Raw genomic sequence first — 22,357 nt, forward strand, 5'->3', positions numbered from 1 at the left:
TTAACACGTCCGCTTTAATAGGAGCAGTTTACTGGCCTGCAACGGCATACATGGCTTGCCTGACCAATGCAGCGAAAGTCGAATGGCTCAAATGGGTGGAAAACGAGTTCCAGCTTCTCAAGTTTCTCTGCCTGAAACCAGACAGGCCGCTTTTGGCCAGAGACCAAAATCTTACCAATGCTTCCGGGCATGCTTATGCGATGGCCACGATCTCCAGCTCACGCTGTCCGGCTCGCACGACGTCGCCGACAGCCTTGCCGATCAAAGCCAGCGCCACGGGCGATCCATGCGAGATCGAGCCATGCGAGGGGTTCGCTTCATCCTCGCCAACGATGCGGAAGGTTTGGGTACGCCCATCATCGCGCGCGAAAGTGACGGTGTGGCCGAAAGCAACCACATCATAGGAGGCAGGCAAGTGCTGCAATTGGGCCGTCCGGATGCGCTCGGCATAGTAGCGCACGTCACGCATTGGTCCTGCCGCCTGTCGGCGCTTCTCGTTGACGTCGTCAATGAGTTGGCAGCGTCCAGAGCCTCTTGGGCACGTGCTAGTTCTCTAGCGTGAGGGAGGTAGCTCTCGACTCAGCCTAGCGACCTGACCGGCACAATTTCCTCCGCTGTTACTGCAACGAGCTGAAATTCCTCAAGCTGAGCTAAAATGGTAAAGTGTTCGGCTGCCGACAAGCGCTTGATATGTTCCACAGACCGCATTGGGCTGAACGCTCCTGAGATCGCCAGAGCAGGCACGAAGCCGAGGCATTGTCCCTCTTCGAGGCTTCCATAAGCTTCCACGCAGCGGTCGAACATGGGTTCACCGCGAAAATCGAGAAAGTCGGCAGCGTCCTTGTCCGGCACCACACCTGCCACCAAGTGATTGGGCGATGCCTTGGGGCTCCAGTTCGGCACTGTAAGCGCTCTGCAGTAAATCGATGTTTCAGGCAGATTGATCTGAAAATTGGCAAGGCGCTTTGACCAGCATTGCAGAACGCCAAACGCGCTGAAGCCCACCACATGACAGTCCTTATGGTGGAAGTCTTTGTCAGCTTTGAATATCAGCGCAAGAATTGAGCGGAAGTCGTCAGGATCGCATAGGCTGAAGAGGCCATTGTGGAAACGACGAAACCCTTCTTCACACAGAAAGCTCGCGAGCGACGGCGGCACCCATTGCCGAATCTTGTTTGCCGCCGCAGCATCAGGACGAGAGGCCTGAAGAATAGGCGTGTAGTGCTTCAGGTAGTAGGTGAAATTTTCATGCATGTCGGAGATCGATGACGACCGTTTTCATCCGATGAAACTTATCGGCTTGAAATCTTCCATCTTGCCCTCCCAAGTGCCGCGCGCGAAGGCCGTTACGGAATATTCTTCGCGTACGTTCTCGTCCAAGCGGCCGGTGGTGATGCCGATCTTGTCGAAAAGCACGACCCCAACATCTTCCAAAGCTTGCCCATTGGCTTCCTCCAGGCGGCGCATGACTTCAGCGCCCGGTGTTTCGAACAAGTCCATGCCTTCGAAGCGAACGTTTTTCACGTCGTAGAAAGCCTCGATCTGGTTCACCGTCCCGTTCCTGTAGCGCACGATAGGCTGATCCACTTCGCGGAACTCGCGCTGCGAGGCTCCACGGGTGTCAGCGGTTTCCGGCGGCCCCAAGATCGCTGCAACCTCTGCCGGCGTCATGCCGAACCTGATCGGGCCCATTCCTTCAAACGGCACAATATCCCATTCCATGGCTTGTTCCTCACTTCTTCTTGCCAGGCAAAAGCCCGTGCTTCTCTAGGCATCGCTGATAGGCCGAGCGCTCCTTCAGCGCTTGGTTGTACTTACGCTGATCGCCGGTTTCGCGGGCGACTCGGCGTGTATCATGGTAATCCATAGCAGCCGCATCGCGATAACGGCCTGCATTGATCAAGCGTTGCTGTTCCTTGCGCCAATCTCTTGCCTCGTCGCTTGAGCCTGTCGACATCGCTCTGCGATGGTCCTTCTTGTCCTTGGAGATGGCCGGGCTCTGGCCTTCGCTCAGAGGCGACACGGATTTCGGCGGGATGTGGTCGGATTCACGATCCTCGCCCGCCCCGCGCGTGCCCTCATAGGAACCCCCGCGATAGTCGCCTGGACCGTTCGGGTCGCCCTTGGCAAGATGGGCGCAAGGGTTGCGGGTACGCTTGGTTTTGCCAGTCGAGCGCGCTCCGCCATCGCCTGGGGCCTTGTCATGGTCGAGTTTGCGCTTGAGCTTGGCGACATCCCCAAGATCCTCAAGTCCATCCGCGACCTTGCCAGCAAGCTTCAGCTTCTTGAAGGGATTGACCACGCTCAAGCCCGCTGCCGCGAGATGGCCGCCGGCCTGCGCCACGCCCCCTTTGTCATAGGCGTCGGTGAGACCGCCCCACAGTCCCTTCAACCCGTCGATGCCGCTGTTCAGCGCGCCGGAGGCCGCTTCCCCTGGATTGTTCCAGACGTATTTCGCGCCTTCTACCGCGCCGTGGCCCACATTCTGGCCGAATTCCACGATCTGCTCTTTTGTCGGCGCCGCATCAATGAGGGCCCGCCCGTCCTTGAGTGCCAGAGAAGGATCGTTGAGATATTCGCGGCCGCGCTTCAGTCCGTCACCGATCATCTGCGCTTCGCTGGAATTTTCGTAGAAACCGTCCCAGCCTTTCGCGCCCGAGCCGCGCTCGTCGGTGGGCTCCGACTTGTCCTGATGGTCGCCCCCTCCGGGTGCTGGGTTCACCTCGGTTGATTTGACGTGGACATACTCGCCAGGGCAGTTGCCGTTGTTGAGCGTGCAGGTGTCGGAATGGCGCTGGACCCGATTGCCGTTCACCTTGACGATAGGGGATGACGAGGTCGGCGCGACCGGCTTGCCTTCCGTGCCAGACTTCACGCCCGTGTCGCCGGGCTCAGCGCCATAGGTCACCGTCATCCTGGAATTCTGGTGCTTGACGACCTGGCCGTTGGAGCGGACATCCGGCGAATAATTGTGGTCGTCGCTTCCCTTGCCGTGAACGGCGAACGGAGTCGGCTTGTCACCCACCTTCACCACGTCCGGCGAGGTATAAACCGCGAGAGCTTCCGAACTGTCGGGGATCAATTCGGGAGGATGCGGGTCGGGCGCAGTCGGAAGCGGCTTGCGCTTCTTCTCATAGGGTTCGACAAGCGCGGTGGCCTCTTCCCACTTGGCCTTTGCGCCCAATTTGTCGCCCGCATCGTACAGGGCATCGCCCGCCCGGTTGAGAGCGTCATACTGCTCCACCATGCCGGGCGGCATGCGGTCCCAGTCGAAAGTGCGTCCGCCGACGACGCTGACCTCGAGTGGAGGAGCGTCGCTCATGCCGCCTCCGCCATCTCGCCCTGGCATTCCACGATGGGAAGGCCGCGCCGCTCGGGCCAGGGAAAGGCGGTGCGCCAAGTCAGGTAGACGCGTGCGCCGCTCGGACGTAAGTCGAAATGCACGCCATCGAGCACCATCGCCGCATCCTGCAGCCCCGCTCCGCGATCAAGCCTTACTCTCATCTGGAGCCCTGGCAGCCAGCCCTTCAAGCTTGGATGGCGGAATGCGAGATTCTCCAGCTCATACGACTCGTTGCCCTTAAGCCAGGGCGTGGCGATCAGATCAGGGTGCGCGCACTGCCAAAAGCGGAAGTCGAAGTCTTTCGGCAACAGCGGGTGTCGTTGCTCCAGCCAAGCGTCATCATAAGTTCCAGCATATTGATGCCGCTGGTTCCACCAAGGTGGGATCGGTCCCAATCCTTCCGGCTGCCATTTTCCAGCAGGCGAAGTGATAGGTTTATCCAAGGACTCAATCTGCGGAGCAGAAATCTCTCTGACTTCCTGAAATTTCTCATCGTCCGCGATGCCACATCCGATCGCGTTGAACTCGTAACAGCCCTTAGGACCAGGATCGGCATGGCCAGGCAGGCGTCCACCATAAGCCAAGCGCCAGTCGATCGGCACATATTGAACGGGGTCAGGCTTGCTCAGTCTCCATTCGTCCAGTTCCTCGACCTCGCCCTGCGCAAACCATCCTCGTTTACGCAAGGTCTTTGCGTGCCATTTGCGCGGCCCGATCACACGCAGGCGCTTCGCTACGGGTCCTATGCGTATTCCACAGCTCCATGAGGGCTGCGGTTTTCCATCGGGGCTGTGCGCAGCGCCAATAAAGGTGACATCGGTGCCTGGTTTGAATGGCGTAAGATCGGATTGAAATAACATCGGCGCTTGATGGGGGTCGCCATCATAGGTGTCAGCGAGCACGAGTGGTGCCTGCACCTTTGCAGGCACCAGCGGACCATTCGGGGACAGCAAGAAGGTTCCGCGCGCAGCCACCACGCCGAGAAGGTCGCCAGCTAGGTTGAATTGACGAAATGCGATCGCCGGAAATGGAGTGCGGTTGTCTACTGACATCGCGCTCAAGTCTTAGCGGCACTATCAGCCGGTGTAGGACCAGCCTCGGAAAAACCGCCACCCGGCTTGTTCAAATCAACAACGCGGCCATTGATCTGGGTCGGACCAGACGCCGTAAAATTGAATGCCGTACCTAAGATGATGACCGTGCCGTCTTTTCGCATGATGAGTTTGGACGCGCCGCACTCGATTACGAACTCCTCGCCGACGATGGTCTTCTTGAACTTTCCGACGTGGGTGAGTTGCGTGCTTCCGACATTCGTCACCTTGGAGACCCCGATCTGTTCGACGCGGGCCATGCCGATGGTGTCGGATTTGAAGTTGCCGACCACCGTGTTCATGATGCCTCCCATCGGAAACAGGCTTGCGGCATCCTCGCCCATGCCGGTGCCGGAGCCCGCGAGGGCTGTGCCGGCATCCGCGCGGGGGGAAGGGCCTGCGACCACGCCCTGGCGGGCGGACAGGCCGTTGTTGCCTAAGAATCCGAGGGCGGAAGAGGCGAGCGTGGTGACAAAGGAGGCGATGGCCGGTGCGCCGGCGCCACCGGCGCCACCGGCGATCTGGCTGGCCTGACTGAGAAGGCCAGCGGTCTGCCCGGCAAGCCCTGCGACCTGGCCCATCAGCGCAATCGCGCCAGCGCCCGTACCGCCCACCGTCAGGTTCATTGATCCGCCGATCTCTTGCTTCTGGTTGCCGCCCACTTCCACCGCGCGGTTGGCGCCGATCGAGGACACGTCGTGGCGATCGACACGCTTAGTGCGGTCGTTCAGGACTTTTGTCGTCATGTCCTTTTGGGCGTGTTGGAAGAAGTTCTCCTTGCCGGCCTCGTCTTCCATCGAGAACTCATTGAAGCCGTTGCCCTTATGCGTATTGGAACGGAAGGTCATACGTGTCTTGTTGGCGGGCAGGTTATAGGGCACGCTCTGGGTGGGGTTGGGCACCAGCGCGGTGACGATGGGCTTGTCGGGATCGCCATCCTGATAGGAGACGACGGCTTCCATGCCGATGCGCGGGATCACCTGCGCGCCCCATGTGCCGCCCGCCCAGGGCTGGGCCACGCGCACCCATTTGGTGTCTGAGCCATCCTTTTTCGCGCGGCGATCCCAAGGGAACCAGAGCTTCACCCGGCCATATTGCTCGGTGTGGATTTCCTCGCCCTCGGGACCCGCGATCAGGGCGATCTGCGAACCGTCGATACGCGGGCGCGGTGTCGAGCGGTGCGGGGTGGCTGCAAGGCGTGCGGGCAGCGCTTCGAACGTGTTCTGGTAAATCGGTTGATCGCCGCCCGTCTCGTAGGTGGTGTCGTGCGCGAAGTGTTCGATGGCTGTGATCACGGCCGTTTCGAACGTGTGCTCTGGGTGCGCCACATCGTAGGGCGTGACCTTGGCGCCGGGTGCGAGATGGCGCGTGGTGGACTGCGCCTCGATGCGCTCGTGGTCGGCTTCGGTCGATTGCATGCGCAAGCGGCTTGCGCGCTCGTTCGAACCTGTGTCGAGCGCACGCGCCGGATACTCGTAAAGCTCGTAAGAACCGTTGCGCGGCAGGTTGACCTGGGAAGGCGTGAAGGCCTCGGGCACCGTCGAGGGCGTCTCGAAGTTCCAGTCGCGGCCAGCCCGCTTGCCCGGCGTGAACTTGAAGTGGCGGTTCCATTTGGCGATGTGGTCGCGATCGGTGGAACCGGATGCGAATCGCGTGGCACCACCCTCACCGTCCGCGCCCTTGTCCCAGCCCTGCGCGCTGTCGGCCAAGACCACGCGTTGGCCCTCATCCGTCTGACGCACCCAGAAGAACAGGCCATCTTCTTCCAGGCGGCGCAGGAGATAAGCGAGGTCGGTCTCGTTCCACTGCACGCTGTATTCGAGCGGCGCCGGGGTCGAAAGCACGCCACCGACATCGGGTGCGGGAAGCCCATGCTCGGACAAAAGCGTCTCGGCCACCTCAACGCTCGTCTTGTTCTGCCAGATGCGGCAGTCGCTCTTCTGCGACAAGAGCCAGAGATCAGGGCGAAGGGTCAGCACATACTGCCGAAGGGCGCGCGTCAGCCGGGGCTCTTCGGTCAGGCCCGTCACGAGTCCGTCCCATACCCGGCGCGGACCCTCGTCGCCACGGTCGAGGCTCACCTGCAAGTTCTTGCCGACCAGATCCTGTGGGGTCACATCATCGCGCTTGGCGCGGATGACCGCCTTGAACGAGAAAAGCTCGTTCACCGCCTCGCGCCCCTCGAAGCGCTCCATCAGAAACGCGTCGGCGCCCAGCGGCGTCTCGATGCGAAGAAGGCGCGACGCCTGGATGAAATCGTTGAGGCCGGATTGGACGTTCACGGATCAACCCCCTTCAATGCTAGCAATGCTTCTGTGCCAAAGCGTTCACGGCACCATCTTCAAGGCTGAAACGAACGCGACAAGTGCCTGCTTGGCATTCTCGTCGTTCTGCTTCTGGAATGCGGCAACGAGCGCATCGCGTTTCTTCCGGCCCTCGGCGCTGGCGTAGAAGGCATGGAGCGTGGCGACATCATCTTCGGAAAGCAGAAGCAGCCTTCCTTCAAGATAGGCGCGGCCTTCGGCCACGCCCGTCTGGCGCGACAGCGGCACCGACGCCTCACCTCCATCGACGCGCGAGCGGGCTATAAATTCCGCTATGGTCTCTCGCCATTCGGCATCGTCGGTCGCGGCCACCTTTTCAGCACCGGCCGAAAAAACAAGATCGAGCGCGCGCTCGATCCGTTGTGCGGTCAAGCGAACCTCGCCCCGCAATTCGGGACTTGCCATCAAGGTCGAAAGCTCTTCGATCCGCGCCTTGTCCGACCGCGCCGCGGCACGTTTTTCCATGTCCTCTGCCACAAGCTCGGAATTCTTGCTGGCTGAAAGCTTTTCCAATTCGGCGCCGGCTGCGTCGAAGCGGGTGGCAACAGCGGCAAGCCCGTCTCCCGCAGTTTCCCCGCCGGCGCCCGCAACGGCCTCCACGACTTTCCTTTCAGCAGTGGCAGGATCGAATCCGGCATCGACGGCATCACCGAGCTTTCGAACGACGGCACCAGGAATGCTGCCGCCCTGCGTCGCCTCGGTCATTTGCGCCAAGAGAGAAGGCAGCCTGCGCATTTCATCGACCACCTCTTGCGGCCGTTCGATGCGGAGCAGGATTTGATCGACCGTTTCAACAGAGCGAGCCGTTCCGGTTTTGTCGGGCGCAGCCGTGCTCTCGCTCGCAGCCATGGCAGGATCGCCATGGTTGCCCGCCAAGAAGAGCGTCAAGCCGAGAAGCCCGGCGCTCACGATGCTTCGCGTCGGCCATGGCCATCGCGTGAAGCTCATACGCTGAACACCCCGTTGGGCATGGTCGGCCTTGTGCGTTCCGCCAGTTTCTCGAGTGTCGATTCTGCCTTGACGAGTTCAGCTGGCGAGGTCGAGCGCTGCCAGAAATTCGTGTTGATGAAGAACGGCTCCTTGAAGACCTTCTGGTGTAGTTCGTTGGTCTTCTTGATGATCTCACCACCGGCCTGATCGATCCCGACCCGCTGGTGGGTGGGCATGTAATTGCCCTGGTTGCGCGGCAGACCCGGTCGCGGATAGTTCGGATCGCTCGGCAGCATGTCGATCCGCCTGGCCTTTTCCGGGCGAGCGAGTGCGTCACCCAGCGAAGCAGCCGGATTGCCGGTGATGGCGCGGCCCGGCACGTCGATCAGCGTGTCGAGGTCGAGCACATAGGTCATGAACATCGACAAGCCGATCTTGGGCCAGAGTTCGGTGGCGTTGAGCGCGTTGCTGGGACGCACCACGATCGGCGCCCGCTTCAGGATCGCGAAATGCGCATCCTTCTGCGCCTCGTTGAGCGAGGAATCCTTTTCGATCGCTTCGGCAGCATCGGTCGCACAAAGCGCCTGCCAATCGAGGGTCGCCTGCAGCTGCGCGCGCATGGAGCCGGGCGACTCGGTCAAGCGGTGCGGCACGAGCTTGATGTTGCGCTCGACCACGCCCTGCGCGCTCTTCTTGGCCGAGGACTGCGCTTCGTCGACCAGCTTGCCGAGCGCGAAGACGGTAACGGGATGGGTGCCGAAGGCGCGCGCCTTGCGATAGGTCGCCTGCAGGTTGCGCTGACTGATCATACGCAGGCCCGAACGGCGCAAGGCGACCATCATGGTCGAACCCATGGCGGCAGTGAGGATCGAGCCGGACACGACGGACGCCGCGAACACGGCCAGTTCGGCATTGCGCTTGTCGGCCTCGGCCTGGTCGTTCAGCGCCTGCTTGAAGACCTCGAACGCCTTTTCATAGGCTTCGCCATAAGGATAGACGAAGGCGAGGTTCCATGCGCGGACCCCGCTATTTACAGAATTGATATAGCTTTGCAGCCGATCGCTCATGCCGGCTTCCCTCCTCGGATCGCATCACGGAATGGCTGCCGCCCGCCGCAAGTCGATGCGGCGGACGGCAAGTCGGTGTCCGACGTGGGGCTTGAGCTCGAAGCTTAGCCGGCCTTCGTGGTGGAGAGATCGTAGGACGCGATCATCGGCGACTGCGGCTGGTTCTGATCGTCGTAAGGCGTGTACTTCACTTCCATCTTGGTGAAGTTCAGGCGAATGGTCTCGAGCGGACGGTCGCCGTTCGAATCGACTGAGTAATTGGCGATCAGCGTGTTGGTGAGCACATATTCGATATAGGTGTCGCCCGGATTGCCGGTCGTCACGAGATGGATCACCGCGCGCTGGCCCTGGCGGCCCGAGCAGGCCTCGCGGAACAGCTTCACGGAAGACGAGTCGCTGACCTTGGTCAGAACGACTTCTGAGATCGAAGGCTCGGAAGCCTCACGGTTGGAAGCGGAGCCAGCCGCCGTGTTCATATTGCGGGCCACGTTCCAGTGGATCGCTTCGATGTCCATCCACTTGCGGTGCTGCTCGTGGGTGGCGTCGCCCTGGATTCCATCGATCTGCAGATAGATAGGCATGTTCCGGTAGTCCTTCTCGATTGAGGTTGTGCTTCTTTCGGGAAAGCGCGTTTCGCGCCGTTACACCGCGATCCTTTCCGGCCCCTCTTCGGCCTCCGAACGGCTCGCGGGTGAATCCGCCGTGACCGTCGGCACGGCGAATGGCTTGGAGGAGGCGGGCTTTGCGGAAAAGCCTCCCTCCTTGTCGTAATCGATCTCGACCGGGCGGCGCTCGCTGCCGTCGCCGGCTGCCAGATGGTCGAGAAAGTAAGTGGACAGAACGGGCAGGATCTCGCGCGCGATCGTGGTCTCGATGGCACGCGCGCCGGCATCGCCCGCTTCGGCATTGGCGACGAGATGCGCGCGCGCGGCATCCGACACGCGAAGCTCCGCATTGTAGCTCGCGCGCACCCGGTCGCGGACGCGCGTCAATTGGATATCCACGATGCCTTCGAGCGCGTCGCGCGTGAGTGGCTGGAACGCGAGAACAGTGGTGCGGCCGAGGAAGGCGGGGCGGAACTGTTCGAGCAGCGCGCCCTTCAATGCCCCTACCAGCGCCTCGCCCTCAGGCATGGTATCGGGGTCGGCTGACAACGCCGCGAGCACGTCCGAGCCGGTGTTCGCCGTCATCAGGATCGTGGTGTTCTTGAAATCGATGTCGCGGCCTTCGCCGTCGCGAAGCGAGCCCTTGTCGAAGAGCTGGTAGAACACGTCCTGAACGCCGGGATGGGCCTTGTCCATCTCGTCGAGCAGGAGCACGCCATAAGGCCTGCGCCGCACGGCCTCGGTCAGCACACCGCCTTCGCCGAAACCGACATAACCCGGAGGCGAGCCGACGAGCATCGAGACCTTATGCTCTTCCTTGAACTCGGACATGTTGATGGTGGTGAGATATTGCGAGCCGCCATAAAGCAGGTCGGCGAGCGCCAACGCTGTTTCTGTCTTGCCCACGCCCGACATGCCGACCATCAGGAACACGCCCGGCGGACGGCGCGGGTCGGAAAGCTTGGCGCGCGAGACCTTCATCGCAGCCGACAGCGAATCCAATGCTGCATCCTGTCCCACTACACGCGCCTTCAACCGCTCGGCGAGCGTACCTGTGGCATTGATCTGGTCGGACACGAGCCGCCCGACAGGCACGCCGGTCCAGCGCGCGACGACGGCAGCGACGGCATCAGCATCCACCACGCGGTGGACGAGAGCCGCTTCGCCCTGCACCTCGCGCAGGCGCTTTGCCGCGTCTGGGAAAGCCTTGCGCGCTGCTTCGTCCTCGGCAAAGGCGTCTTCGAGACGGTCGGTCTTGCTCAAAAGCTCACGCTCGGTTTCGAGCCGTGTTTCGAGGGCCGCGATCTCTTCTGCGAGTTCACTTTTGCGCTTGGCGATCACATCCAGCCGCTCGGCGATCTCCTCATTGCCCGGCTCACTGCCGAGGCGCTCGGTTTCGAGGTCGAGATGCTCCACCTCGCGCTTGGCACTGGCCAGCCGCTCGGGTTCGCTCTGGCGCGAGAATGCGACGGAGGCTGCTGCCGTGTCGATCAGGCTGATCGCCTTGTCGGGCAATTGGCGCGCGGGGATGTAGCGGGCGGAAAGCTGGACTGCGGCACGCAAGGCCTCGTCGCGGATGCGCACGCCGTGATGCTTCTGCAGGGTCGAAACCACACCGCGCAGCATGCGCACGGCCGTTTCTTCGTCCGGCTCCTCGACCTTCACGGGCTGGAAGCGGCGGGTGAGCGCCGGGTCGCGCTCGATATAGCGCTTGTATTCGCTCCAGGTCGTGGCCGCGATGGTGCGCAGTTCGCCACGCGCGAGGCTGGGTTTCAGGATGTTCGCTGCGTCGCCCTGGCCGGGCTGGTTGCCCGCCCCGATCAGTCCATGCGCCTCGTCGATGAACAGGATCACCGGCTTGGGCGAGGCCTTCACGGCATCCACCACGCCACGCAAGCGGCGTTCGAACTCGCCTTTGACGCCGGCACCCGCCTGAAGAAGGCTGAGATCCAGCGATAGCAACCGCACGCCGCGCAGTTTTTCGGGTACTTCGCCGGCATGGATCGCGAGCGCAAAGGCCTCAGCCACCGCCGTCTTGCCCACGCCCGCCTCGCCGACGAGGATCGGATTGTTCTGGCGGCGGCGCAGGAGGATGTCGACCACCTGCCGCAACTCGGCATCGCGGCCGACCACCGGGTCGATGCGCCCGGATGCGGCGTCCGCCGTCATGTCCTGCGTGTAGAGCTTGAGGAAGTCTTCGCCGCCCGCATTGCCGCCGCCAAGCATCGGAGAGGGCGTGGCGGGTGCTGAAGCCTCGCCCGCGTCATCCGCCGCCTTGACGCGCGCGGCTTCCACGGAAGCCAGGTTGATCTCGCGCAGCGATGGCGCGATGGCGCGGGCGGTCAGCCGCAGGCTCGGATCGGAGGCCAGCGTGTGAAGAAGGTCGGCCAGTGAAACGCTGCCGCGATCATGAGCCAGCGAGGCACCGAGCCACGCTTCGCGCGACAGGCCGATCACGTTCTGACCAAGGGACGGCGTGCCGCCCGTGCCACGGCGCATCTCCGTTAGGGCGCGCCCGGTTTCACTTTCGAACCGCTCGGGCGAAACGCCGGCCTCTTCGAGCAGCGCACGGAAGCCCGGACGTTCGGCCAGCGCCGCCATCCACTGAACCAGATCGATCGCTTCATGGGAATTGCGCACGGCAAGTGCCGCAGCGGCCTCCAGCGAGAAGCGCGCGTCAACATCGAGACGCTTGATCAGATGCTGCAGATCGACAGCCGCCATCGTCGGGAATACCCTCTCTTCGATCAGATCGGGCTCACTCCCAGCCCTTGCTTCGATAGATTGAGATTACCACTGCACGGTGGCAGCATTTACACGTTACTGCAACAGTATCCCTCCAGCATAGAATTTAGCTAAAAGAGATCAGAATTCTTAGATGACGGGTATACAACAGAATTATGATACCAGATTCCAACAAACCGCCCGTCCTTACGCAGAACCCCTAGCGACAAGCGACAATGAGGGCTTGAAATATTGGTTTAATCCTTTAAGTCAAGCCCTGGATTAACATTTAATGGTTTCCGCATGGCAGCAGCGCCGCTCGACATCGAGCGTCTGAGCGCACCGATCTCATCCGTTTCGCCGGCCGGCGAGGACATCAGGATGGGCTCGAAGGTGGAGCTCTATTACCGGCTGAAGGATGCCCGCTCGTTGGCTCGCAACGAGGAGCGCAGCCAAGCCCCGGGCGAGCCCTTCCGGCTTTCGCCGGCTTGGGGCGACGTGCGTTCGCTTGCCGTCGAGCTTCTGGAAGGCACCACATCCGACATCGAAATTCTGGCCTGGCTTGCAGAGGCTGAACTCAGGCTCAACGGCTTCGCCGGTCTTGCTCAGGTCTTCGACTTGGGTACGGCTCTCGTGGAAGACCGCTTCGACGCACTCCATTCCATCGATGGCGACACGCTGGCCGACAAAGTCGCTCCCTTCAGCGGGCTCAACGGGGTCGGCGGCGAAGGCACCCTGATCCAGCCTATCCGCCTCTCGCCCGTCATCCCCGAGCGCGGCTTCTTCCAGTCGAGCCTGTGGGACTTCCAGCTCGCCCAGCGACCGGGCGAGGAGGGGCGGCGCAAGAAACTCAAGGATGCAGCCGTCGAGGCAGGGCCAGCCGCCATGCGCCGGCACCTCGAAGCGATCACCCGCGCGCTGCAAAGCTTCAACGCGCTGACGGCAGCACTCGATGCGCGCTGCGGCCCGGAGGCGCCCGCCTCGTCTGCCATCCGCAGCGTGCTCGATGAAGCGAGGCTCGCGGTCATCAATCTGGGTAGCCTGGAACGCGAAGTGGCCACGGAAAGCGGAGTCGCGGACAAGGTGCCCGAAGCTGCCGAAGCGGCGGGCACCCCGGCGCAAGCGCAAGGTGCGGGCCCCATCCGCTCGCGCGAGGACGCCTTCGACCGCCTCCTCGACGTCGCCGACTATTTTCGTCGCACCGAACCTCAGTCGCCCGTCGCAAGCGCCCTCGATACGATCGTCGCGCGTGGGCGCATGGATTTCACCGCACTCCTCGCAGAACTCGTCCAGGACGAACAAACGAGGCGTAACATCTTGATATCGGCAGGCATCAGGCCAAATCCTGATCGATCATCGTGAGCGGCGGGCTTTTGTCCGCCGCCCACGATTTTCGTGTTCGGGGGACGGCTCGTCGCTTGGGTGAAGCCGAAAGACACAGAAGGAGACTGGAATGCCGAGTGTGCACGACAAGCTCGAACGCGTCCGCAAGCCACGCGTCCACATCAAATACGAGGTGGAAACCGAAGGCGCGATGATCGAAAAGGAGCTGCCCTTCGTGGTGGGCGTGCTCGGCGATTTTTCCGGCAATCCGACGCAACCCCTGCGCCCCTTCGGCGAGCGCAAGTTCGTGCAGATCGACCGCGACAATTTCGATGAGGTCATGCGCCGCATGACGCCGGGGCTCAATCTCGACGTCGAGAACACGCTGGCCGGTGACGGCACCGATATGCGCGTGAACCTGAAATTCGAGAAACTCGACGACTTCGAGCCGGCAGCCGTCGCCAATCAGGTGCCGGCGCTCAAAGCGCTTCTCGAAGCGCGCAACCAGTTGCGCGACCTGATGGCCAAAGCCGACCGCTCGGAAGAGCTCGAAACGCTTCTGGAAAACATCCTCCAGAATAAGGGCGAGCTGAAGTCCCTGATGGACCAGATCGACGCCAAGAAGACCCAGCCGGCCCCTTCCGGCAACTGACTTAACGGCGAAAGGACCCTTCGATGAGCACTGAAGTCCAGACCCGAACCAGCACCGAGAACGTCGACGCGCAGTCTCCCGCCCTTCTCGACCAGGTGATCGCGGCGACCCGCCAGACCGAGCCGGCCCGTGCGCAGGACCTGTTGAAGACGCTGACCGACGAGGCCTTGAAAGGCACCGTCGTCTACAACCGCAACCTGACGATCACGCTGAACGAGGCGATCGCGGCGATCGACGCCAAGGTCTCGCGCCAGCTCAACAAGATCATGCAGTCGGAATCCTTCACCAAGCTCGAAGGATCATGGCGCGGGTTGCACCATCTGGTGTCGAATTCCGAAACCAGCGCCAACCTCAAGATCCGCGTGTTGAACGCCTCCAAGCGCGACCTGTCGCGTGACTTGTCGAAGGCCGTCGAATTTGACCAGTCGCGCCTGTTCAAAGGCATCTACGAGGACGAGTTCGGCACGCCGGGCGGCGAACCGATGGGCGCCATCATCGGCGATTACGAGTTCTCGAACTCGTTCGAGGACGTGCAGCTCTTGCAGGGGCTGGCCGCGATTTCAGCGGCGTCTTTCGCGCCGCTGATCTCGGCTGCGAGCCCGCGCCTGTTCGGCTTCGACGATTTCCGCGAGCTGGCGCGTCCGCGCGATCTCGAGAAGATCTTCGACACCGCCGAATACATCAAGTGGCGCTCGTTCCGCGAATCGGAAGACTCGCGCTTCGTCACGCTCGCGCTGCCGCGCGTCCTCGCCCGCCTGCCTTATGGGCCCGAAACGGTGCGCGTGGACGAGTTCAACTATGACGAGACCATCGACCGCGACAACAAGCAGCTGCCGCACGAGAACTACACTTGGATGAACGCCGCCTATGTCTTGGGCGCGCGGCTCACCAACTCGTTCTCGATCAATGGCTGGTGCACGGCCATCCGTGGTGCCGAGAATGGCGGCAAGGTCGAGGACCTGCCGATGCATCTCTTCACCTCGGACGACGGCGATCTCGACGTGAAGTGCCCGACGGAAGTCGGCATCACCGACCGTCGCGATGCCGAACTCGGCAAGCTCGGCTTTCTGCCTCTCTGCCACTACAAGAACACCGATTACGCTGTGTTCTTCGGCGCGCAGACGGCCAACAGGCCCAAGCTCTACGACCGGCCGGAAGCCACCGCGAATGCGGCGATCTCCGCGCGCTTGCCCTACATCATGGCCACCTCGCGCTTCGCGCATTACCTGAAGGTCATGGGCCGCGACAAGATCGGCTCCTTCATGGAAGCCAAGGATGTCGAGAACTGGCTGAACCGCTGGATCGCGGGCTACGTCAACGCCAACGAGGATGCCGGCGAGGAGATGCGCGCCAAGTTCCCGCTGCGCGATGCCAAGGTTACCGTGGAAGAGGTGGCCGGACGCCCCGGCTCCTATAATGCGGTGGCCTGGATGCGGCCATGGCTGCAGATGGAGGAACTGACGACCTCGCTGCGCATGGTCGCCCGCATTCCGGAAAAGAGCTGATCCGAAAAGCACCCCGACCGCGATGGGAGCTGAAGCGGCCGCAATGAACAGACCGAGTTCGGCCCCGCAGGAAGACGCCTTCCTGCGGGCCGACCGGCTCGTGGCGCTTATCGACGATGCTCTCTCGAAACAGACTAGCCGCATCATCCAGCATCCGCAGTTCCAGAGCATGGAAGCGCGCTGGCGGGGCTTGGCGCTTCTCCTGCGCGCCTCGCGCAACGCACCGGAAGTGAAGATCAAGATCCTGAGCATCGGCTGGACCGAGTTCAGCCGCGCCATGGAGCGCGCCACGGAATTCGACCAGAGCCGGCTGTTCGAGCTGGTCTATTCCCAGGAATTCGGCATGCCCGGCGGCGAGCCGTTCGGCATGCTGGTGGGCGATTACGAAATCGGCCACCTGCCCGATGGCGAGGGCCGCGATCCGGTCGGCACCTTGAGCGCGGTCGCGTCCGTTGCGGCGGCAGCCTTCTGCCCCTTCGTGGCCGGCGCTTCACCGCGCCTGCTTCAGATCGACAATTTCGCCGAGCTGTCGCGCCTGCCAGACCTGTCGCGCCTACTTCTCGACAACGGCCTGTTCCGCTGGAAGCGCCTGCGTGCGCGGGAGGACACGCGTTTCGTCGGGCTGGTCGCGCCCCGCATCCTGTTGCGCGGGCCGTACGACCCCGACACGCGGCTGCGCATCGACGGTTTCCGCTTCCGCGAAGACACCACCTCCGATGGCTCGCACCTGCTCTGGGGCAATGGCGCCTTCGCTTTTGCCAGCGTCGCCATCCGCCGTTTCCTCCAGTCGGGCTGGTTCGCCGACTTGCGCGGCGCGCCGCAGGATGAGGAGGGCGGCGGTCTGGTCTCGGCCTTGGCGCCCTTCGAACTCGGCCTCGAAAGCCAGGGGCTTTCGGCGCAGGCGCCGGTCGAGGTGCGGCTGACGAGCCTGCAGGAACAGCAGATCAGCGAACTGGGCCTCGTGCCCATCTCCACCAACTACCTGTCGAGCACGGCGGTGTTCAACTCGAACCAGTCGCTGCACGAGCCGCAGAATTATGCGAACCAGCATGCCACGCAGAACGCGCGGCTTTCGGCCATGCTGCAATATGTGCTCTGCGCCTCGCGCTTTGCCCACTACCTGAAAGTCATCCTGCGCGAGGAAGTGGGCCGGCTCGCCGACCGCAACTCGATCCAGCGCAAGCTCGATAACTGGCTGTCCAACTACACGCTCGGCAACGACGACGCGGATGCGGACATGCGCTCGCGCTTCCCCCTGCGCTTGGCGCAAGTGTCGGTCGAGGAACTCGCGGGCCGTGCGGGGGCCTTTGCCTGTGCGGTTCGCCTCCAGCCCCATTTCCAGCTCGACGATGTAGCGACGAGCTTCCACCTGCTTGCCGAAACCGGAACGCTCGGTGGTGCCGCGCCCGCGAGGGCCAGCGCTTGAGAAATTGCATGAAAGGACGCCGCCCGTGAGCGCAAGCGAAGCAATTGGACAGGCTCTTTCCGCCGATCGGCTGACGGAAGCGCTGAAGCTCGCGCTCGATGCGGTGAAAGCCAAGCCGCAGGACGCGCAGGCGCGCCTCCTGCTGATCGACCTCCTGATCCTGTTGGGCGACTATGAGCGTGCCGACAAGCAGGCGGATGCAGCCGCCAAGATCTCGCCCGTGGATGCGGTCGGCCTCTCGATCCTGCGCGGTCAGGTTCGCGGGCTCGACGCGCGCGACAAATGGTTCCGCGGAGGTGCCGTGCCCGCGTTCCCCGGCGGTCCGAGCCCGGCCGACGAGGCGGCGCTGCGTCTCGGCCTCGCTCTGCGCGAAAAGGACGGCATCGCGGCACGTGCCGCCTATGAGGCGCTCGAAGCTGCCCGCGAGCCTTTATCACTCATATGGAACGGCGCGCCCGCACCCGACTTCCGCGATGCCGATGACCGGCTCTTCCACGCCTTCGAGGTGATCACCACCGGTGGCGCCTACCTCTGGATCGAGTTTGCGCGCGTCGAAAACCTCGCGCTCGAACCCATCCGCCGTCCGCGCGACCTCGCCGTGCGGCGCGCAACCCTGACACTCAAAAGCGGCTCGGCGGCGGAAGTGCTGATTCCGGCCATCTATGGCATCGCCAGCGAACTTTCCGATCCCTTGCGCCTCGGCCGCCAGACCAACTGGATCGAACTGCCGGGCGGGCTGATGGCGGGGCAGGGCCAGCGCTGCTTCCTGGTCGGCGAGGAGATCGAACCGCTGTCAGGGGCGGAAAGCATCGACGCCGCAGCGGAGGAGGCCGCCCTTGGCTGATCCGCTGGAGCGTTTTCGCCCCACTTCCGAAACGCTGCGCCGTTCGCTGCTCGACCGTGTGGTCGATCTCGACCCGGACCTCCTCGAGGACCGGCCGAAGACGGTCGGCGCGCAGATGGAAGAGATCCGCGAAAACCTCCGCCGCGATCTCGAAACGCTTCTGAACACCCGCCGCCCGCCTGTCTCGCCGCCCGAAAAGCTGGCCGAGCTGGATAATGCCCTGGTGTCCTTCGGTGTCGATGGCTTCTTCATCACCTCGCTCGTCACCACCAAGCAGCGCGAGAATTTTGCGGAACGGCTGGAGACACGCATCCGTTTGTTCGAGCCGCGTTTCGAGGCCGTGCGCGTGTCGGTTCTTCCCGCCCGCAACCCGTCCGAACGCTCGCTGCGGCTGCGCATTGAGGCGAGCTACGTGGCGCAGGCCGGCTTTCCGGCGGTGGCCTTCGAGACGGCGGTGGACCCGTCCACGCAACGCATCGTAGTGGAAGCTCCGCATGGCTAGCGGCTTCCTCGCCCGCTATTCCGAGGAATTGACCGCGCTGCGCCGCCGCGCGGCGCGTTTCGCGCAGGCGCACCCCAAGGTCGCGAGCCGCTTGCGCTTGTCCGACGAGGCGGCAGACGACCCGCATGTGGAACGTCTCGTCCAGAGCTTCGCATTCGTCGCCGCGCGCGTGCGCCAGAAGCTTGACGACGAGTTTCCCGAACTGACGGGCAGTCTGATGGAAACGCTCTACCCGCATTATCTCGCGCCCATCCCCTCCATGATGACCGTGCGCCTTTCGCCCGTCGCCGGTCTCGATGCCGTGCAGACGGTGTCGCGCCATACGGAAATCTCCACCGAGACCATCGAAAACGAGCGTTGCCGTTTTCGCACCACGCAGGATGTGCGGTTGGCACCTGTGGCGTTGACGGCCGCGAAGCTCGGTGGCCAGCCCATCGAAGCGCCGTTGGCGCCGCAACTGAAGGCAGCGGCCGTGCTGCGCCTATCTCTGCGCCCCACCGGCCCCGGCGGCTCCATCGGGGCGTCGAAGCTGTCTTCCCTCCGCCTCCACCTCGCCGGCGCATGGCGCGAGGCGACCGCACTCCACGAACTCATCGCCAACCACACGGTCGGCATCGCGCTGGCCCGCCACGCCGACGATACCGAGCCGGTTTTCCTCTCTCCCGACCGCATCGTGCCGGCGGGCTTCGAGGCGGAAGAGGGGATGCTGCCTTATCCGGCGTCCTCCTTCATGGGCTATCGCCTGCTCGGCGAGTTCTTCGCGCTGCCCCAGAAATTCCTGTTCTTCGACATCGAAGGCTTGAGCGCCTGGAAACACGACACGCTCGACATCTTCATCTATCTCGACCGTGCCGATGGCGCGCTGGAGCGCAGCGTGGCGGCGGAAAACTTCGTGCTCAACGCCACGCCGGTCGTGAACCTTTTCGCCCAGCGCGCCGAGCCCGTGGTGGTGGATGGCACCCGCACCGAGCACGCGCTGGTGCCCGACGCGCGCCGCCACCGCACCCGCGAAGTCCACAGCGTGGTGGGTGTGACGCTGACCGACCGCGAAGGGGCTAAGGAGAAGGCCCCGCATTTCTTTGAGGGTGCGAACAGCGAGGCGCTCGCCTGGCAACTTCGCCGTGCCTTCGACCCGCTCGACAAGTCGAGCGACGTGTCCATCGCCTTTGTCGAGCGCTTCGGCGCGGCCTCCCAGCGGACCGATCTGGTGGCGAGCATCGATACTGTCTGCCTCAACCGCGACCTGCCCGAGCGCCTGCCTTTCGGCGGCGGCCATCCGCGCCTCGAACTGGTGGATCCCTCGGCCAGCGTGTCGCGCGTGGAAGCGCTCTCGGCACCCACGCCCGCCATGCGCTTCGACGAGGACGAGGAGCGCCGCTGGCGGCTCGTCAGCCACCTCAACCTCAACCACCTCTCGCTCACCGACGGCAATGGTGCCGCGCTCAAGGAGATGCTGCGGCTTTACGTGCTGCGCGACCGGCGCGAGCAGAACCTGATGATCGACGCCATCGCCGGCCTGTCCTCGCGCCCCGCCATGGCGCGGGTCTCGGGCGGCGGCATGGTGCCGGGCACGGATGTGACGCTCGTTTTCGACCCCGCCCAGATCGACCGGGGTGCCGCCTATCTCTTCGCATCCGTGCTCGACCGCTTTTTCGGGCTCTACACCTCGATCAACTCCTTCACGCGGATGACCGCACTCATGCGCGGCCAGGATGAGCCAGTGGCACGCTTTCCCGCGCGCATCGCGGAAAGGCGGCTCGTATGACCATCGCCGTCGCCTCGCGTGTGGGAGAAAGCCAAGCAACTCTCCCGACCCCGCTCGAACGCCTCTTAGCCGCCCCACAGAGCTTCGAGCTAACTACCGCGATCCATTTGGTCGAACAGGCCGGACGCCGCGTCGAGATTGTGTCGGATGCTTCCACCACGCTCGCACCTTCCGCCATCACGCGCGCCGAGGAGCGCGACGGCGTAGTGCGCTTTCATGTGACGGTAGCCGGCCTCGTCGGCGCCTTCGGCGCGCTGCCCCCTGCTTATACGATGGCCGTGCTCGAAGAGGACCGCCGCCGCTCGCGCTCGCTGCGCGCCTTTCTCGACATCTTCGCCGCTCCCCTTTTCGAGCTGATGCTCGAAGCGCGGGAGAAGTATCGCCTGCCGCGCCTTTTGCGCTGGCGCAAGCTCGGCCGTGCCAATCGCATTGTCAGCGCGCTGCTGTCCTTGGCTGGACTCAGCTCGGAAACTTTGCGCGCCCGCAACGCCGTGCGCGACGACACCGTGCTGCGCTATGCCGGCTTCTTCGCTTCCCGCACGCGCAATGCGAGCGCGTTGCGCTCCATGCTCGCCGACTATCTGCGCCTGCCGGTCGAAATCGAGCAGTTCCACCCGCGCTGGATCGAGGTGCCCGCGCATGAGCAGACGGCGTTGGGTGCAACCAAAGGCGCGCGGCTCGGCGTCGATGCGATGGCGGGGGCCGCAGTGCGCGACCATGCCGGCGGCTTCCGCGTGGTGGTCGGGCCCGTGGCTTACGCCGACTACCTTTCGCTCGAACCCGGCTCGCCGCGCCTCAACGCCTTGATGGCGCTTGCCCGTCTTTATGCCGGCCCGAGCCTGCGCTTCGACGTGCAGGTGGTGCTGCGCAAGGAGGACGTACCGTTCTGCCGCCTGGGCGATCCCGTTCACCGCCTGCGCCTTGGCTGGAATGCTTGGGCGCGCATCGCCCCTGCCAATGCTGACAGCCGCGATGCGGTTGTCCAGGCCCCGGCTGCGTGAGGGGCTTGCGATGCGGTTGAGACTGGTCAAGCAGGGCGGCGAACAGGTGGCGGGCGAAAAAGGCTGGCGCCTGCTCGAACAGGGCGAGATGACGCTCGGGCGCGCGAACACCTGTTCCTGGGTAATCGCAGACCCTGAACGCCGCACCTCCTCGCTGCATTGCCGGATCACCCGCGACGCCCAGGGTTTCGCGCTGCGCGACGAGAGCACCAACGGCACGGTCGTCGACAACCGCTCGCTCGCGCAGGGCGAAACTGTGCGCCTGCGCGACGGCTCGGTGGTCGCGATCAGCGGCAACCGCTTTCGCGTCGAGATCACTGGCGAAATCGAGCCCGACTGGGTCGATCCCGACCAGAACCTGTCGCTTGGCGACGAGGTGCCGAGCATCACCTCGATTCTCGCCGATGTGGCCCCAAGTGGGCGCACCGCGACCGGCATCCTGCCCGGCCGGCTCGGCGACGACTGGATGAACGAAGAGGTCGAGCGCACTCCGCGCGAGGGCAGGGCGCAGCCCGCTTCCCGCGCCTCCGTCGGCTGGGGCGGTCCGCCCGACACGTCCGTGCTCGCAGGCGGCGGCGTGCTGCCCGATGACTGGGACACCGAAGCCGAGGCCGGCTCGCGCTCCGAGCATGTGATGGCGACCTCCACCCGCGTGCGCCTGCCTTCCGTGCCCCGCAGCCCCGACACGAATCAGGCGCCCGTTCAGGCGGGTGGCCCCACGGCGGACGAAGCGCTCGACGCCTTTCTGCAGGGCCTTGGCGAAAGCGGCGGCCTGGTCGAGGACCCGCTGCTCTTTCTGCGCCGCATGGGCGCGGAAGTGCACACCATGCGCGAAGCCCTGCGCTCTGCCGAACGCGAAATGCGCGAGCTTTACGACGATCTCGGCGAAGCGCCGCCTATCGCGCCCGCCACCGATCTCGCCACACGCCTCACGGAAGTGCGCCGCGACCGCGAGCGGTTGGTGGATGCCCTGCGCGAGCTTCTGCGCGAAACCGACAAGCTCGACCCCGACGCGCTCGAACGCCGCGCGGCGGTGGAGACCGCCGGCCCCCCGAGCGTGCGCGACCGGCTGACGCCCGCGCTGACGCGCATGCGCGGCATCTGGAGCCTGTTTTCCAAGACCTATCGCGGCGTTTCCGTGAACGGCAGCCCCCGCGCGCGCTTCACCGCGCGGCTGATGGGCACGGCCACGCCGGTCGACGACGAATTCGAAGAGCTGCGCGCGGACCCATCCTCCGCGAAGCCGGAAAGGTAG

At 63.8% G+C, this 22,357-nt stretch carries 18 protein-coding genes and 1 pseudogene; 9 read left to right on the top strand and 10 right to left on the bottom strand.

Annotated features, from left to right (window positions below):
• Window positions 1-193: 193 nt before the first annotated feature.
• From greA to tssH, 10 genes and pseudogenes are all read right to left on the bottom strand, one after another.
• A pseudogene (greA, locus tag NGM99_RS18320) lies at window positions 194-549 on the bottom strand (transcription elongation factor GreA); the annotation flags it as partial.
• Between the two features lie 30 nt (window positions 550-579).
• Window positions 580-1,254 carry a GAD-like domain-containing protein gene (locus tag NGM99_RS18325; RefSeq protein WP_252821626.1) on the bottom strand — a complete coding sequence of 225 codons (675 nt, stop codon included), beginning with the start codon at window positions 1,252-1,254 and terminating at the stop codon, window positions 580-582.
• A gap of 24 nt (window positions 1,255-1,278) precedes the next feature.
• Window positions 1,279-1,551: a hypothetical protein gene (locus tag NGM99_RS18330; protein ID WP_252821628.1), complete on the bottom strand. Its 273-nt coding sequence runs from the start codon at window positions 1,549-1,551 to the stop codon at window positions 1,279-1,281.
• A gap of 181 nt (window positions 1,552-1,732) precedes the next feature.
• Complete coding sequence (locus NGM99_RS18335; protein ID WP_252821629.1) at window positions 1,733-3,322, bottom strand: PAAR-like domain-containing protein; 1,590 nt, start codon at window positions 3,320-3,322, stop codon at window positions 1,733-1,735.
• Window positions 3,319-4,395, bottom strand: a complete 1,077-nt coding sequence (locus NGM99_RS18340; protein ID WP_252821630.1) for a DUF2169 family type VI secretion system accessory protein — start codon at window positions 4,393-4,395, stop codon at window positions 3,319-3,321. Before NGM99_RS18340 ends, NGM99_RS18335 begins: the two co-directional genes overlap by 4 nt.
• A gap of 5 nt (window positions 4,396-4,400) precedes the next feature.
• A complete protein-coding gene (locus NGM99_RS18345; protein WP_252821632.1) occupies window positions 4,401-6,716 on the bottom strand; it encodes a type VI secretion system Vgr family protein in 2,316 nt (771 codons plus the stop codon).
• A gap of 45 nt (window positions 6,717-6,761) precedes the next feature.
• Window positions 6,762-7,667: a hypothetical protein gene (locus NGM99_RS18350; RefSeq protein ID WP_252821634.1), complete on the bottom strand. Its 906-nt coding sequence runs from the start codon at window positions 7,665-7,667 to the stop codon at window positions 6,762-6,764.
• 35 nt (window positions 7,668-7,702) lie between these two features.
• The gene (locus NGM99_RS18355) at window positions 7,703-8,755 is read right to left on the bottom strand and encodes a hypothetical protein (RefSeq protein ID WP_252821636.1); all 1,053 of its coding nucleotides are present in this window, start codon (window positions 8,753-8,755) and stop codon (window positions 7,703-7,705) included.
• Window positions 8,756-8,859: 104 nt separating this feature from the next.
• Window positions 8,860-9,336 carry an Hcp family type VI secretion system effector gene (locus NGM99_RS18360; protein WP_252821638.1) on the bottom strand — a complete coding sequence of 159 codons (477 nt, stop codon included), beginning with the start codon at window positions 9,334-9,336 and terminating at the stop codon, window positions 8,860-8,862.
• A gap of 60 nt (window positions 9,337-9,396) precedes the next feature.
• Window positions 9,397-12,084, bottom strand: a complete 2,688-nt coding sequence (tssH, locus tag NGM99_RS18365) for a type VI secretion system ATPase TssH (RefSeq protein WP_252821640.1) — start codon at window positions 12,082-12,084, stop codon at window positions 9,397-9,399.
• A 303-nt stretch (window positions 12,085-12,387) separates the two neighbouring features.
• Here tssH and tssA point away from each other — a divergent pair, with 303 nt between their 5' ends.
• From tssA to NGM99_RS18410, 9 genes are all read left to right on the top strand, one after another.
• Window positions 12,388-13,446, top strand: coding sequence for a type VI secretion system protein TssA (gene tssA, locus NGM99_RS18370; RefSeq protein WP_252821642.1), 1,059 nt, complete (start codon window positions 12,388-12,390; stop codon window positions 13,444-13,446).
• Between the two features lie 91 nt (window positions 13,447-13,537).
• Window positions 13,538-14,059, top strand: a complete 522-nt coding sequence (gene tssB / locus NGM99_RS18375) for a type VI secretion system contractile sheath small subunit (protein WP_252821644.1) — start codon at window positions 13,538-13,540, stop codon at window positions 14,057-14,059.
• A 23-nt stretch (window positions 14,060-14,082) separates the two neighbouring features.
• A complete protein-coding gene (gene tssC, locus NGM99_RS18380; RefSeq protein WP_252821646.1) occupies window positions 14,083-15,564 on the top strand; it encodes a type VI secretion system contractile sheath large subunit in 1,482 nt (493 codons plus the stop codon).
• Window positions 15,565-15,607: 43 nt separating this feature from the next.
• Window positions 15,608-16,990 carry a type VI secretion system contractile sheath large subunit gene (gene tssC / locus NGM99_RS18385; protein ID WP_252821648.1) on the top strand — a complete coding sequence of 461 codons (1,383 nt, stop codon included), beginning with the start codon at window positions 15,608-15,610 and terminating at the stop codon, window positions 16,988-16,990.
• 25 nt (window positions 16,991-17,015) lie between these two features.
• Complete coding sequence (locus NGM99_RS18390; RefSeq protein WP_252821650.1) at window positions 17,016-17,834, top strand: type VI secretion system accessory protein TagJ; 819 nt, start codon at window positions 17,016-17,018, stop codon at window positions 17,832-17,834.
• On the top strand, window positions 17,827-18,336 hold the full coding sequence (gene tssE / locus NGM99_RS18395; protein WP_252821652.1) for a type VI secretion system baseplate subunit TssE: 510 nt from the start codon (window positions 17,827-17,829) through the stop codon (window positions 18,334-18,336). Before NGM99_RS18390 ends, tssE begins: the two co-directional genes overlap by 8 nt.
• Entirely contained in the window at window positions 18,329-20,101 is a 1,773-nt protein-coding gene (gene tssF, locus NGM99_RS18400) for a type VI secretion system baseplate subunit TssF (RefSeq protein WP_252821655.1), read from the top strand. Before tssE ends, tssF begins: the two co-directional genes overlap by 8 nt.
• Window positions 20,098-21,102 (top strand): type VI secretion system baseplate subunit TssG, encoded by a 1,005-nt coding sequence (gene tssG, locus NGM99_RS18405; protein ID WP_252821656.1) that lies wholly within the window; start codon window positions 20,098-20,100, stop codon window positions 21,100-21,102. Before tssF ends, tssG begins: the two co-directional genes overlap by 4 nt.
• Before the next feature lie 10 nt (window positions 21,103-21,112).
• Window positions 21,113-22,357 carry a type VI secretion system-associated FHA domain protein gene (locus tag NGM99_RS18410; protein WP_252821660.1) on the top strand — a complete coding sequence of 415 codons (1,245 nt, stop codon included), beginning with the start codon at window positions 21,113-21,115 and terminating at the stop codon, window positions 22,355-22,357.

This window comes from Mesorhizobium liriopis (assembly GCF_024053505.1).
Taxonomy (GTDB): Bacteria; Pseudomonadota; Alphaproteobacteria; order Rhizobiales; family Rhizobiaceae; genus Mesorhizobium_B; species Mesorhizobium_B liriopis.

Excerpts from the sequence above, each read along its gene's own strand:
- NGM99_RS18325 (WP_252821626.1), bottom strand. The coding sequence starts at position 1,254 with ATGCATGAAAATTTCACCTACTACCTGAAGCACTACACGCCTATTCTT.
- NGM99_RS18335 (WP_252821629.1), bottom strand. The coding sequence starts at position 3,322 with ATGAGCGACGCTCCTCCACTCGAGGTCAGCGTCGTCGGCGGACGCACT.
- NGM99_RS18340 (WP_252821630.1), bottom strand. The coding sequence starts at position 4,395 with ATGTCAGTAGACAACCGCACTCCATTTCCGGCGATCGCATTTCGTCAA.
- NGM99_RS18355 (WP_252821636.1), bottom strand. The coding sequence starts at position 8,755 with ATGAGCGATCGGCTGCAAAGCTATATCAATTCTGTAAATAGCGGGGTC.
- NGM99_RS18360 (WP_252821638.1), bottom strand. The coding sequence starts at position 9,336 with ATGCCTATCTATCTGCAGATCGATGGAATCCAGGGCGACGCCACCCAC.
- tssH (WP_252821640.1), bottom strand. The coding sequence starts at position 12,084 with ATGGCGGCTGTCGATCTGCAGCATCTGATCAAGCGTCTCGATGTTGAC.
- tssA (WP_252821642.1), top strand. The coding sequence starts at position 12,388 with ATGGCAGCAGCGCCGCTCGACATCGAGCGTCTGAGCGCACCGATCTCA.
- tssB (WP_252821644.1), top strand. The coding sequence starts at position 13,538 with ATGCCGAGTGTGCACGACAAGCTCGAACGCGTCCGCAAGCCACGCGTC.
- tssC (WP_252821646.1), top strand. The coding sequence starts at position 14,083 with ATGAGCACTGAAGTCCAGACCCGAACCAGCACCGAGAACGTCGACGCG.
- tssC (WP_252821648.1), top strand. The coding sequence starts at position 15,608 with ATGAACAGACCGAGTTCGGCCCCGCAGGAAGACGCCTTCCTGCGGGCC.
- tssF (WP_252821655.1), top strand. The coding sequence starts at position 18,329 with ATGGCTAGCGGCTTCCTCGCCCGCTATTCCGAGGAATTGACCGCGCTG.
- tssG (WP_252821656.1), top strand. The coding sequence starts at position 20,098 with ATGACCATCGCCGTCGCCTCGCGTGTGGGAGAAAGCCAAGCAACTCTC.
- NGM99_RS18410 (WP_252821660.1), top strand. The coding sequence starts at position 21,113 with ATGCGGTTGAGACTGGTCAAGCAGGGCGGCGAACAGGTGGCGGGCGAA.